The 14,750-nt window shown below is 34.3% G+C and carries 9 protein-coding genes; 4 read left to right on the top strand and 5 right to left on the bottom strand.

Translation table 11 applies throughout. The annotated features are described in order from the left end of the window. Positions 1-12: 12 nt before the first annotated feature. The 4 genes from ACKGJY_RS14280 to ACKGJY_RS14265 form a co-directional block, all read right to left on the bottom strand. Complete coding sequence (locus tag ACKGJY_RS14280; RefSeq protein ID WP_413974578.1) at positions 13-1,401, bottom strand: DUF1800 domain-containing protein; 1,389 nt, start codon at positions 1,399-1,401, stop codon at positions 13-15. 124 nt (positions 1,402-1,525) lie between these two features. Further along, a complete protein-coding gene (locus ACKGJY_RS14275) occupies positions 1,526-2,110 on the bottom strand; it encodes a hypothetical protein (protein WP_413974577.1) in 585 nt (194 codons plus the stop codon). Between the two features lie 18 nt (positions 2,111-2,128). Next, positions 2,129-3,055, bottom strand: coding sequence for an OmpA family protein (locus ACKGJY_RS14270; protein WP_413974576.1), 927 nt, complete (start codon positions 3,053-3,055; stop codon positions 2,129-2,131). Positions 3,056-3,474: 419 nt separating this feature from the next. After that, a complete protein-coding gene (locus ACKGJY_RS14265) occupies positions 3,475-5,028 on the bottom strand; it encodes an aldehyde dehydrogenase family protein (RefSeq protein WP_413974575.1) in 1,554 nt (517 codons plus the stop codon). 121 nt (positions 5,029-5,149) lie between these two features. On the opposite strand from ACKGJY_RS14265, the gene ACKGJY_RS14260 reads away from it, so the two are divergent. Continuing rightward, complete coding sequence (locus ACKGJY_RS14260; RefSeq protein ID WP_413974574.1) at positions 5,150-6,199, top strand: isoaspartyl peptidase/L-asparaginase family protein; 1,050 nt, start codon at positions 5,150-5,152, stop codon at positions 6,197-6,199. Between the two features lie 158 nt (positions 6,200-6,357). Here ACKGJY_RS14260 and ACKGJY_RS14255 read toward each other — a convergent pair whose 3' ends face one another. Continuing rightward, a complete protein-coding gene (locus tag ACKGJY_RS14255; RefSeq protein ID WP_413974573.1) occupies positions 6,358-6,867 on the bottom strand; it encodes a CAP domain-containing protein in 510 nt (169 codons plus the stop codon). 176 nt (positions 6,868-7,043) lie between these two features. Between ACKGJY_RS14255 and ACKGJY_RS14250 the strand changes: the two genes are divergently transcribed. From ACKGJY_RS14250 to rplS, 3 genes are all read left to right on the top strand, one after another. Beyond that, complete coding sequence (locus ACKGJY_RS14250) at positions 7,044-7,421, top strand: endonuclease domain-containing protein (RefSeq protein ID WP_413974572.1); 378 nt, start codon at positions 7,044-7,046, stop codon at positions 7,419-7,421. Positions 7,422-7,872: 451 nt separating this feature from the next. Then, the gene (locus ACKGJY_RS14245) at positions 7,873-13,443 is read left to right on the top strand and encodes an alpha-2-macroglobulin family protein (protein WP_413974571.1); all 5,571 of its coding nucleotides are present in this window, start codon (positions 7,873-7,875) and stop codon (positions 13,441-13,443) included. 454 nt (positions 13,444-13,897) lie between these two features. Beyond that, on the top strand, positions 13,898-14,248 hold the full coding sequence (rplS, locus tag ACKGJY_RS14240) for a 50S ribosomal protein L19 (protein ID WP_413974570.1): 351 nt from the start codon (positions 13,898-13,900) through the stop codon (positions 14,246-14,248). Positions 14,249-14,750 lie beyond the last annotated feature (502 nt).

Below are 14,750 nucleotides of genomic sequence, written 5' to 3'. Positions count from 1 at the left end.
ATTATTTTTTTATTAACACATTTGATATTCGGGCAGCGACATCAATTGTATACAATATTCTTGTTTTGACACTTTTGCTAAAGCTTCTAAATACACTTTTGTCTCATCATTTATAGAGCATGCTAAAATATGACTGTCCATATCTTGTAATGCCACGCTTTTAAAATGTTTTTTAAAATAATCCCAATTGGTTTCTGTATTAAAACGTTTACCATATTTTTTCTTGAATTGTTGTTTTTTGATGTCCATGATAGCATCTTCATTTCCAGTTTTAATATTTGAGATATAGGCATTATTGAGCAATAGTGATGGTAACTTTAATCTAAGTACAATGGTATTACTATCAATCCAATTGCGACCACCTTTCCAGCCAGCAACGTTTGGAGGATCTAGCAAGGTTTGTCCTAATAGCCGTTGAATTTGTAATACTTGTTTCTTAGTTTTAAACGTAATAGGCACTGTATGCTTTAGCCCTACTAAAAATTCTATAGGCGATTTTATTTTTGATCCTATATGTTTTTCATCATAAAACCAGTTGGATGTTAAAACAAATCGCATTAAATTTTCAATATTATAATCTTTATAAAAAACATCTGTCATCGCATTTACATGATCTTCACTTACTACATCATTAACAAAATAGCGGTATAATTTTGTGCAAATATATTTGGCACATTGGGGCTTTTTTAAAATGATATCAATAATATCATCTCCAGTAAAATTTCCTGTTTTACCAAAAAAAGTTTTCTCAGTATAGTCATGCTGTCGTTTCCTAAATATAAATACTCCACGTAAGTTATGGCTGTAACCAGTAAATGCTCTTGCGCTTTCCTTAATATCCTCTTCGGTATAATGTCCTTCACCCAAGGTAAATAACTCCATAAGTTCTCGAGCAAAATTCTCATTAGGTTTTAGCTTTCTATTTTGCTTGGTATTAAGGTATTTTGTCATAGCCGCTTCTTTGGAAATAGCTTTTACAAAATCTCCAAAATTACCTAAAGCGTGCGTCCTTAATGTATTATTGAATTGTTGAATGTAAACAATGCTATTATCTTCACACACAAAATGATTTGCCCAAAATAATGTCATTTTTTCTCTTAGTAATTCAGATGAATTGGTTAAACGATTTATCCAGGACACATTAAGTTCTACCTGCTTTTTTCTACTTATTTTCTGAAGTTTTCGTCGTGTATCAGCATCCATTTTTGAAGCACTCTTTATACCTCCAAAAATATTCCTGATTTCTGAAATATCAACTTCAAGTATTGTACTTTTTTTAGAAGTTGTAATGAGATTATCTACTATTTGGCTTTTACTTTGCGTAGATATCTCTTGAAGTGTGGCTGGTAGTATTCCAAAACCAACACGCCTATACAAATGCTGAATATGTCTTATTTTCATAATAAAAGTGAATCGCTAAACATTTAGACTGTAATGCGCTAAAAAGGTTTAAGCTTAGTTTGAAGATACAAAAAAACCGTTTCATTACTGAAACGGTTTTCTATAATTTAATTATATAATGACTTTACTTGCCGCCATCTAACTCATCTTGCCATTTTAAAAGTGCATCCCATTTGCCTTCGTAAGCTAATTTAGCTTGTTTTGGCCAAGTGCCTGGTTTGTGCATTTTAAAACGATCTCCTCCAGATGTAAGAACACTTTGGCATTTATCTATTGAACATTCGGATAATGCTTTCCATGTTTTAACACCGTTATTATGGAACAGCTCTTGGATTTTCGGACCAATACCTTCAACAACAGTTAAATCGTCTTCTTTTATTTTTTTACCAAAAATAGCCTTTGCCGCTGCCGCATCAAAAGGTATTAAGTTTGATGAAGTTGTCGCTGATGCAACTGGTGCAACTGGAGCTGCAGCTGCAGTTAGGGATGACGCCAATGAAGCTTTTGTTGATTTTAAATCACCCTCTAAAGATCTACTTTTATTTCTACATGCATCCAATTCTGCTTGCAATTTTGATAATCTATCCTCACAATCATCGTGGTTTCCACCTCCTGTAAGTTTACCTAATAAGTATCCTAATATTGCTGAAATAATACCTACTAAAATTGGAATAAGCCAACATGGTATATGGATTGCTAAAAAATTCATAATTTATATTTTAAGTTTTTAATTAATGGTTATTTCTGTTCTTCTGTTTTCTGCTCTACCTGCTTCGGTTGCATTATCTGCAATAGGAGCGTGTGGCCCTTTAGAGGATGTTACAATGGTATTTTCTAATATGCCATTTTTAACCAAATAGCCTTTTGCAAAATCTGCGCGTTTTTTACCGAGAATAACATTATTTGCAGCATTTCCAGTGTTATCAGTATGTCCTACAACTTGTAGTTTAACGCCTAATTTATCCACACAATGAGACATATCTGCTATTTTTTGACGTTGTTCAGGAGTTAAGTTAATTGAAGCTTGACCTGTTTGAAAATGTAGAACAAGTGGATTAGCTCTTAAGGCATCACATGCTGCCTCTAAAGCTGCTGTATTTGATGCATCTATAGTTTGTATCCCAAACTTTACAGGGCCAAATAATGTATTGCTATCATTTGGCGTAATAGCATCATTTAATGCTCCATAAGTATCTATCTGTTTTGAAGAAACATCATGTAAAATCAAATAATTTTTAACTGCATTTGCTCTAGCTAATCCTAAATTTGGATATGCAGAATTGTTAGCTTCATCACTTTTATAAAATCCAGTTATATCAACTGTTTTTAAAGGATTATCTAATAGATAGGTTTTAAGTTTAGATACACCATTTTCAACATTTTCAGAAACAGGTTCTAAAATTGCAAAATCTGATGTTGTAAAATTAAAATTATCATTAAATTTAATGTTGAAGTCGCCATCCGCATCACTTATATAAAATGCATTTTTAGTAACTTCTTTAATGTCTGGCATTACTACACTTTCAGTCTCGGTCTTTTTGTTTTCACATCCATCTTTGCCACAACAAACGCTACAGCACAAATAAATATACAGAATAGTACCAATAATGATAGTGAGTATAATTCCTAGATAATAGGATGTTTTTTTACTCATTTTGGTTAGTGTATTAAATTATTTAAAAAATTAAGTGCTTCTAAAATAACACTTTAAGTTCATAAATAAGAAACAAAAAACTAAAAAAAGTCACATAATTAATATATCCGTATTTAGAAACAGATGTTTTTAAGGAACTTAAAAACATCTGTTTATCCAAAATACAGTTTAATACCAATACCGATGTTATGAAAAGATGCTCGACTAAATAAAGGTTGAATTTCTGGTGCAGTTAAGATATCTGTTTTATCATTTCTATAGGTATAATTTAAAATATTGACAATTCAGGATTAAACAAATAATCAAAATGTATTTCGTAGGCTCTAAGTTTTGTGTCGTCATCTTGAGTCCATTCTTCTCTCAATGAAAAGCCTTTGTTTTTAATATCTGAGTTACTGAAAAGCGAAATATCTTAAAAATTATAAATCAAATTTAATACCTTGCGCCAAAGGCAACTCCGTAGTGTAATTTATAGTATTAGTCTGCCTTCTCATGTAAATTTTCCAAGCATCAGAACCAGATTCGCGTCCGCCACCTGTGTCTTTTTCACCTCCAAAAGCACCACCAATTTCCGCACCCGATGTGCCTATGTTTACATTAGCAATACCACAGTCTGAGCCTTGAACAGACAAGAAATGTTCGGCTTCGCGTAAATTATTGGTCATTATTGCAGATGATAATCCTTGAGCTACATTATTTTGAATATCTATAGCATTTTCAATAGTACCAGAGTATTTTAATAAATATAGCACTGGTGCAAAAGTTTCATGCTGCACAATTTCAAATTCTGGTTGTGCTTCAGCAATAGCCGGTTTTACATAACATCCACTTTCATAACCTTTACCAGAAAATACGCCGCCATCAACAATAATATGTCCGCCTTCTTCAACTACTTTTTCTAAAGCTTGCTTGTATATCTTTACAGCATCGGTATCAATTAAAGGCCCAACATGATTATTTTCATCTAGCGGATTTCCAATACGCAATTGTTTATATGCACCAACTATGGTATTCTTTACTTTATCGTAAACAGACTCGTGAATGATTAGTCGGCGTGTAGACGTACAACGTTGTCCTGCAGTACCAACTGCACCAAAAACAGCACCTATCACCGTCATTTTTATATCGGCATCAGGTGTAACAATGATAGCGTTATTCCCACCTAATTCTAAAAGTGATTTCCCTAAACGTCCTGCAACTTGCTTAGCTACAATCTTACCCATTCTTGTGGACCCGGTTGCTGAAATTAATGGAACACGAGTGTCCTTAGTCATAAATTCACCTACTTTGTAATTGCCGTTAATTAAACATGAAATACCTTCTGGTAAATCATTTTCGGTAAAAACTTCAGCCGCTATATTTTGACAAGCGACTCCACAAACAGGTGTTTTTTCTGAAGGTTTCCACACACAAACGTCGCCACAAACCCAAGCGAGCGCCGTATTCCACGCCCAAACGGCTACTGGAAAATTAAAAGCAGAAATAATCCCAACTACTCCTAGCGGATGGTATTGCTCGTACATACGATGCCCAGGACGCTCAGAATGCATAGTTAAACCATGAAGCTGGCGCGATAAACCAACAGCAAAATCGCAGATATCAATCATTTCTTGAACTTCGCCCAATCCTTCTTGATAGCTCTTACCCATTTCGTAAGACACTAACTTCCCTAGAGCTTCTTTCTTTTCACGAAGTTTATCTCCAAACTGGCGTACAACTTCTCCGCGTTGTGGTGCTGGCATTAATCGCCATGTTTTAAAAGCAGAAGTTGCGGTAGTCATTACAATTTCATAATCTTCTTTTGTAGTCGCTTTTACCTTTGCAATTAATTCACCATCAACTGGTGAATAACTCTTAATAATTTCTCCATTAGAAAAGTTATTAGAACCTGTTGAAGTGCCTTCATTAATATCTTTTATGCCTAAAGTATTGAGTGCTTTATCTATCCCAAAATCAGCCGCTAGTGTATTCATCAATTATTGGTTTACTAAATATGTTGAAATTATTTACGAATATACCGATAAGTTGTTGTTTTTATTAAAATTTACTAATGATAAAATCAGTAACTTTAATCACTAAAAACTAGCATATATCATGAAAAAAATCATTGTAATTATTGTTTCTATTACTCTTTTTTATTCTTGCAAAAATGAAGTGAAAAATATAGAGATACCTGTAAATAGCAAATCAGAAAAAACAGCTTTCTCCTTAGTCATTCATGGTGGTGCAGGTTTTATAAAAAAAGATAATATATCTGCTGAAAAAGAAATAGAATATCGCAATAAATTGGAAGAAGCTATTCGTGTTGGCTACACGATTTTAAAAGATGGTGGCACTAGTTTAGATGCAGTACAACAAACGATTAACATTCTAGAAGATTCGCCGCTATTTAATTCTGGTAAAGGTGCTGTACTTACTAATGAAGGTACTTGTGAACATGATGCTTCCATAATGGATGGAAAAACCTTAAATGCTGGGGCTTCTGCAGGTACTAAAACAGTTAAAAACCCTATCAATCTAGCGCGAGCAGTAATGGAAAAATCGCCTCATGTAATGTTAGCTAGAGCAGGTGCAGAGACCTTTGCAAAAGCACAAGGATTAACTATTGTAGACCCTTCTTATTTTTATACTGAAAAAAGCGTGAAGGCTTTAGAACGTGTAAAAGCGTCTGAAAGTAAAAAAGTGGCGTCGTTTTTTGATGCTGATATTCAAAACTCAAAATTTGGTACTGTGGGTTGTGCAGCTCTAGATACGCATGGAAATATAGCTGCAGGAACCTCAACTGGCGGTATGACCAATAAGCGTTGGGGACGCATTGGCGATTCCCCAATTATTGGAGCAGGAACTTATGCCAATAATAATACCTGTGCAGTATCAAGTACGGGTTGGGGCGAGTATTTTATACGTGGTATGGTAGCTTATGATATTTCTGCATTGATGGAATACAAAGGGTTATCCTTAGCTGAAGCCTCAAAAGAAGTCATTCAAAATAAATTACCAAGTGTTGGTGACGGCAAAGGTAATGGCGGCATTATTGCTATTGATGCCAATGGTAATATGGTAATGGAATTTAATACGCCTGGGATGTTTCGAGCTACTATGAATGACAAAGGTGACTTATATATTGGAATGTTTGGGGATTAGTAGCTTTTTTAACTCTTGCCTTTCTATGAATTGAAAACCCATCCCTAACCCCTTTAAGGAGAGGAGTACTAAACTTAAAAATTGATATGAATATCTTTTACTTATATAATCGTTTCCCTTTATAGAAGACACAAAAGGAGTGGATAAAAAATATTAGTTTAAACTCCACTAGAACGTTTCTTTAAAAAGATTTGAGTGAAATAATACACGCCAGCATCGTTTTTTATAACGCCAATACCAATATGCGTAAAATCACCTTCAATATTTCGTCTATGCCCTGGGCTATTTAACCATGCCTCCATAACCTGTTGAGCAGATCGTTGCCCGTAAGCTACATTTTCACCTGTTCTTAATGCATTCTCATCAGCAATTAAACGATCAGAACGTTGATCGAAATCATCATGACTAATATCGTTTTGAGCAATCATATATTCAGTATGCTCGTTTGCTAAATCGGTTGCCAAAACATTTATTTCTAATGGATTTTCGCCAATGCTTAATCTGTGGTCGTTTACTATTTGTAATATCTCATCGGCTACGGTAAGCACTTCTGCTATTTCAATGGCTTCATCTTCGGTTACTGCTTCATCTTTTGAACAAGACACAGAGATCATTAAAATTGAAATACAAAGTGATAAAATGTAGATTTTAGAATAAAGGGTTTTCATACTATAAATAAATTTGGGTTTTTGAAATATACGGCTACAGGTAATTTACAGACTACAAAAAATTAATAATTCGATGAAACTACATTCAAATTTGCATTTCACCGATGGATTTTACTAAATTTAAGTGTGAATATTACGTTTAATAACTAGAATAAGACCGAAGACTATTAAAAATAATGAAAAGAAAAATCATACCATATAATCCAGATTTAGTGCCGTTTGCGAAACAACTAAGAAATAATATGACACTTAGTGAAGTTGCATTATGGCGAGAAATAAAAGGTAAAACCTTAGGTTTAAGGTTCAATAGACAAATACCAATTGATCAATTTATTGTAGATTTCTATTGTAAAGACTTACAACTAGCTATTGAGGTTGACGGGACGATACATTTTGAAGAAGGTCGTCAAGAAAAAGACGCTAAACGTCAACGTCGTTTGGAAGCACTTGGAGTAACTATTATAAGATTTAGCGATCTTGACGTTAAAAATAATTTAGGCTGGGTAATTTCTGAGATTGAAAAGGTTATAGTTGATTTACAAACCCACCCCTAACCCCTCCAAGGAGGGGAATACTCAAACTCAATAAATTTTTATGATACAATCTTCATTCGCGAAATCATTTCCCTCTAAGATGCGGATTAAGAAGTGGATAAAACTTTTAACTCCTGATTCAAGCTATCTAAAACTAGTAATAATGCTTTACAAGGTTTTCAGGTTTTTGAGAATATACCTTTAAATTAATCCCTAACCCCTCCAAGGAGGGGAAAATTTAAGCTCATAAATTATATGTTGTAATCATTACCCGCGTAATCGTTTCCCCTCTAGGGAGGGGATTAAGGGGTGGGTTTTTTATTCATAAACCTAAAAATCAAAAAAAAACCTTAAGACTTATTTAACATCTTACAAAAGGCCAACCTTTTAATATTTAACGTAATTTAATTAACGAGACTCTACCTACGCTTTCGTTTTTTTCAGTAATTTGTTCATTTAAATCTTCATCTATATGTCATTAAAAAAGTGTCTCGTTTTTGCATTAATAATTGCGCTCTCATCCTGTAAAAAGAAAGTAACAGAAACCGATAACCTTTTCAAATTTAAAGACTATATAAGTTATACTACGTCTGGAACGACCTCTACAGCGAGCCCAATTCAAATTAATTTAGCAAACCCAGTTGAAGATTGGAATACAGGTGATGAAATAGCAAATAACATCATAAGTATAAAACCGCATGTTGAAGGCAAACTAACCGCTAAAAACAAACACACATTACTTTTTACACCAGATGAATATTTAGAACCAGATACCGAATATACCATTACCGTTAAACTAAATGATATTTACAAAAATATACCTGATGGCTTTAAGGCTTACACCTTTCAGTTTAAAACCATCACCCCAAGTTTTAATGTAGAAACAAACAGTTTACAATCCTACAGTAAGCAATGGCAATATCTAGAGGGCGTTATAACATCTGCTGATATTATTACGATTAAAGACGCTAAAACCTTAGTTAGTGCCTCACAAAATGGTAAAAAACTACCACTTGTTTTTAATGAATTAAATGAAAGCTCGAAACATTTTGAATTTAAAATTGATAGTATTCATCGGCTTATTGAAGACTCTAAAATTTTGATAAAGTGGCATGGAAATGCCATTAAAGCAAATAATGAAGGTGAAAACACTGTAACTATTCCAGGAAAAAACAACTTCACTATTGTAGATACTGAAGTCACCCAAAGTCCGGAACAATTTTTATCCATCAACTTTTCTGATCCACTAAAAAAACAACAAAATTTTGAGGGTTTAGTCTCTATTCAAAAGGTAAAAAACCCAAAATATATTGTAGATGGCAATGTGCTAAAAGTATATCCAGATACTAAGCTGGTGGGTAATATTCAGGTAGATGTATTTCAAGGCTTAAAAAATACGGAAGGTTATAAATTAAAGCATCCTTTTTCTGAAACTATTGCTTTTGAAGAATTGAAACCTCAAGTAAGATTAATTAGTAACGGGACAATTCTACCAAATTCTACAGCATTAAAATTCAATTTTGAAGCGGTAAATTTAAGTGCGGTAGATGTTCGCGTCATTAAAATTTTTGAAGATAACATTCTCCAGTTTTTACAAGATAACAATTTAAACAGCAGCAACAGATACGATATTAAAAAAGTGGGGCGTCGTATTGCAAAAGAAACCATACAGTTGCAAACTGCCGATGAAAACTCAGGGAAATGGAAAGCTTATAGTATCGATTTATCCAAATACTTTAAGGCCGATGCTGGTGCCATCTATCGTGTAGAATTGAGTTACGATAAACGCTATTCACTTTACGATTGTGAAGCGAATGCCAATATTTCAAATTCTGAAACCGATGATTACGACGATTATTATGAAGAAGATTATGACGATAATGCTTATGATAATCTAACCGAAGAAAATGAAGATTTAAGAGAAGAAATGTACTGGGATAATCTCTTGTACCGCTACAAAAACTATCGCTATAATTGGCGCGAACAGCAAAACCCATGTCACGATGCGTATTACAACGAAAGTAAAATTGTGTCGCAAAATTTATTAGCATCCAACTTAGGAGTTATCGCAAAGCGAAGCGCTAACAACTCTTACTATTTTGCCGTAACCAATATTTTAAACACTGAACCTGAGGCGAATGCAAAAGTGACATTGTATAATTTTCAGCAACAAGAATTAGCTAGCAAAACTACAGACACAGAAGGCTTAATCACCATTGATGCCGACAAACATGCAGCCTTCGCTATTGTTTCAAAAGGAAACAATAATACGTATGTAAAACTGCAAGATGGCAATTCGTTATCCTTAAGTAAGTTTGATGTATCTGGTCATAAATTACAACGCGGACTAAAAGGCTATTTGTATGGCGAACGTGGGGTTTGGCGACCGGGAGACAGTTTGCATTTAACGTTTATGCTGAATGACAATGCGAATCCGATACCTAAACAACATCCCATAAAACTAGAGCTTACAGATCCCAATGGAAAATTAGTTTACAAAAACATAACGGCAGATAATCTCGACAATTTTTATAAGTTCATGGTACCAACATCTACCGAGGATAAAACAGGAAACTATAACGCTAAAGTATCAGTGGGTGGCGCAACCTTTTATAAAACGCTTAAAATTGAAACGGTAAAACCAAATCGCCTAAAAATTAAGGTAGATTTTGATACTGAAATCCTTTCAAACAAGAAACCTTTAAACGGTGATTTAGATGTAAAATGGTTGCATGGAGCACCAGGAAAAAACTTAAAAGCCGAAGTTAAAGCGAAGTTTAGCACATCATACACTGCTTTTAAAAACTACAAAAATTACACGTTTAACGATCCAACACGAAAATTTCAAACCGAAGAGATTAATGTGTTTGAAGGTAAAGTAAATGAAGAGGGTTTAGCAAGTATCAACAAAAAATTGAATGTTGGTAAGAATGCTCCGGGCATGCTAAACGTTCAATTTTTAGTGCGCGCGTTTGAAAATGGTGGCGATTTTTCCATGGATGCCTTCACAAAAACTTATGCGCCTTATAGTTCATTTGTTGGTTTACGTTCACCTAAAGGCAATGCCTACGGTTCTTTTTTTACAGATGAAAACCAAACGTTTGATATCGTTGTGGTGGATGAAAACGGTAAACCCGTAAAGCGTAATAACCTTGAAGTTAAAATCTATAAAGTAGAATGGCGCTGGTGGTGGAATTCTTCTTATGATGATTTGGCAAGCTATGTGTCGAGCAATTATCACCGTCCGTATAAATCTTTTAAAGTGAATACGAATACTAACGGAACAGCCAATTTAAATATTAAAATTCCAGATGAAGATCGCGGTCGCTATTTGATAAGAGTGGTTGACCCTGTAAGCGGACACGCCACAGGAAGAACAGCGTACTTTTATAAAAATTGGTGGCAAAAAGCCCCATCTAGCGATAAAGATGCCGCAAAAATGTTGGTGTTTTCTGCAGATAAAGAAACTTATAATGTTGGCGAAACTGCTAAAGTCACCTTTGCCTCAGGAAGCAAAGGTCGTGCTTTGGTAAGTATTGAAAATGGTACCGAAGTGCTAGACTATAAATGGGTAAAAACCACAAAAGGCGAAACAGTTGTAGATGTGCCGATTACCAAGGACATGGCACCCAATGTGTTCGTCAATATTTCGTTATTGCAGCCGCATGCTATTACAGCTAACGATTTACCAATTCGTTTGTACGGTGTTATTCCAATTATGGTGGAAAACCCAAGCACCAAATTACATCCAGAATTACAAATGCCCGATAAACTTAAACCAGAACAAACGTTTGAGGTAAAAGTTTCTGAAAAAGACAATAAACCTATGACTTATACCATTGCCATGGTAGAAGAAGGGTTGTTAGATTTAACGCGTTTTAAAACTCCAAATGCATGGACTGAATTTTATAAACGTGAAGCGTTAGGTGTAAAAACTTGGGATATTTTTGATGATGTTATTGGTGCCTATTCGGGTAGTATCGATCAGGTATTCGCTATTGGTGGCGATGGTAGTGCAGCAGGTGGTAAAAACAAAAAAGCGAATCGATTTAAACCTGTAGTAACCTATTTAGGCCCGTTTACTTTAGATGCTGGAACATCCAAAACACATCAAATAAAACTACCTAATTATATAGGTTCGGTGCGGACGATGGTAGTTGCTGGACACAACGAAAATGAAGCTTATGGAAGTACAGACAAAACCGTGCCTGTTAAAAAACCATTGATGGTATTGGCAACATTGCCGCGGAAGTTAAGTCCTGGTGAAAAAGTAACCTTACCTATTACCGTGTTTGCAATGGAGTCTAAAATGAAAAACGTCAATATCAGTTTGAAATTAAGTAATGGTATTTCTATTATTGGTGACACCAAAAAGACCTTGAGTTTTGCGAAACCCGATGAGCAAATGACATATTTTGAATTGGATGTAAGTAAAGCCAAAGGCATAAATACCGTTGAAGTAATTGCTACTGGAAACGGTGAGAAATCAATCTACAAGGTAGAATTGGATGTGGTAAATACAAATCCCATCACCTCAAAAGTATTAGATAAAACCTTAGCAGCAAACGCCTCTGAAACTCTAGACTTTTCAACCTTTGGGGTTGCAGGAACTAATTCGGCTATGGTAGAGTTTTCAACCTTACCTCCAATGGATTTTACGCGTCGATTGGAGTATTTAATTCGCTATCCGCATGGTTGTGTAGAACAAACCACATCAAGCGTATTTCCGCAGTTATTTTTAGAAGATATTTTTGATTTGACGCGTGATAAAAAGAAAAAAATTAGAGATAACGTTGAAAAAGGCATTAAACGTTTAGGTAATTTTCAAAGGCCTAATGGTGGTTTAAGTTATTGGATGGGAGAATCTAGCGCCAACGATTGGGGCACCAGTTACGCGGGTCATTTTATGATTGAAGCCGAAAAGAAAGGCTATACATTACCACTAACTTTTAAAAGCAATTGGTTAAACTACCAAAAGCAAACCGCAAGAAATTGGCGACCAAGTTACAGACGTTATAATTCTGATTTGGCACAAGCATACCGATTATATACCCTAGCTTTAGCTGGCAGTCCAGATTTGGCAAGTATGAACCGTTTGCGGGAGTTTAGTGAAATTTCAAACGAAGCCAAATGGCGATTGGCAGCTGCCTATGCTTTGGCTGGACAAAAAGAAGCTAGTGACAAGATTTCACAATCGGCTAATATTAACTTTAAACCCCAGCGTTATAATTATTATACCTATGGTTCGGCAAATAGAAACAGAGCCATGGCTTTAGAAACTATGGTACTGACTAAGAATTCTAAAACACGTGAATTAGCTGAAACAATTGCCAAAGATTTATCAAGTAACCGTTGGATGAGTACACAAACTACAGCGTACAGTTTATTAGCGATGGCAAAACTAGTACAAGCCAATGGCGGAAAAGCGTTAAGCGTAAATTATACCCTAAATGGAAAAACTGAAAGTATTGATACTAAAAATGCCATTGCACAGCGTAAACTTAACATCATTGATGGCGTTAATAGTTTAGTTTTAAAAAACACAAAAGATAATGTGGTGTATGTTCGGGTGTTAAATTCTGGCAAATTACCGCTAGGGCAGGAATTGGCAACACAACGCGGTTTAAACGTTTCAGTACAATACAAAGATTTACAGGGTAACCGTTTGGATATTTCTAAACTGATGCAGGGTCAGGATTTTGTAGCAACCGTTGGCGTGAGTAATCTTAAAAATAATGCAGTAAATGATGTGGCATTAACCCAAATTTTTCCATCGGGTTGGGAAATTGTAAACACACGTTTTACCGCTTTTGGAAGCAACACTTCGGGCGCCTCAGCACGACATACCGATATTAGAGACGACCGTGTGTATTTTTATTTTGATTTGCCCGAAAAAGGAAAACACAATACCAAAACCTTTAACATAATGTTGAATGCGGCTTATTTAGGGACGTATTATTTACCTGGAATACAAGCTGAAGCGATGTATGATGATGAGTTTTTGGTGCGGACTAAAGGGAAATGGGTTGTGGTTGAGAAGTGATAAATTCCTGCGAAAGCAGGAATCTAACCCCAAATCTCATAATATTGATGAGCTTGACTTTGTTAGAAAAAAAATGATAACTTCGTTCAATAACAGATATAAGTCACTTATTCTCAATATATTTCAGTATTAAAACGACATATATCTAGTATGAGATTAAATAAACCACTCCATCAACTAAAAATTTTTAGGTATAAACTATAATTTGAGAAGGATTTAATGTTAAAGGTTTTTAGTCAAGAATTCATTGTTTTCAAATACAAATCAATATATAAATCGCAGCCCTTACAGTTAAGCTGCTAATAATACCACAGATAAGCTGACTTCAAAAAAAATAAAAATTTAAATAATTGTAAATTATAGATTATTAGCTATATTTGCAGCCAATTTTGGGTTAACCTCTGGCGATAATCGTGCATGTTGTTTCAAATAAACTATTTTTAATTATAAAGAAATGGAAGCTTTAGTAAAATTTGTTCAAGACGAATTTGTAACAAGAAAAGACTTACCAGATTTTAGTGCTGGTGATACAATAACAGTATACTACGAAATTAAAGAGGGTAGCAAAACGCGTACTCAGTTTTTTAGAGGTGTAGTAATACAACGAAGAGGTACTGGCTCATCTGAGACATTTACCATTAGAAAAATGTCTGGCTCTATTGGTGTAGAGCGTATATTTCCAGTAAACTTACCTGCTTTACAAAAAATTGAGATTAATAAACGTGGTAAAGTACGTCGTGCACGTATTTATTACTTTAGAGGTCTTACTGGTAAGAAAGCAAGAATTAAAGAAGAAAGAAGATAAGTATTTCTTAGTAGATAATTTAAAAGCCTTGGACAATATCCAAGGCTTTTTTTATGAACAAAAGTTGACAACTACAGTTTATATACTTATTGTAGCAAGAGCAATTTCTCGTATTTTTATAAAAAATTATAGCACTTTTTTAAAAGTTTTTAAAGTAAGGTACTTTACATAGTATTGTTTTCTAAGTATTATATTCATAATAAATACATTATAATGTAACGCTGTGAGGTTACGAATTATATAAATCGATGTAGATTGCTAAAAATTTATAAGTGCGCAACGTCACGCTTTGATACAAGAATCAGAAATTTTTGTAACATAGCAAGTTTAGGTATATCCACTAAGTGAATTAGGCAACTAAACATATTAGGAAAACAATCTACCGAGACATTGCGTGATAAATCAATACATTTTGCAAGTCACAATATCATGTTTCATTGAAATAACTGTACTTAAATTAAAAATTTAAGACTTAAGCTCATTTAGTCATAGTACTAAATAA

This window comes from Hyunsoonleella sp. 2307UL5-6 (genome assembly GCF_047345485.1).
Taxonomy (GTDB): domain Bacteria; phylum Bacteroidota; class Bacteroidia; order Flavobacteriales; family Flavobacteriaceae; genus Jejuia.
This window is presented reverse-complemented; position numbering and strand designations above follow the sequence as displayed.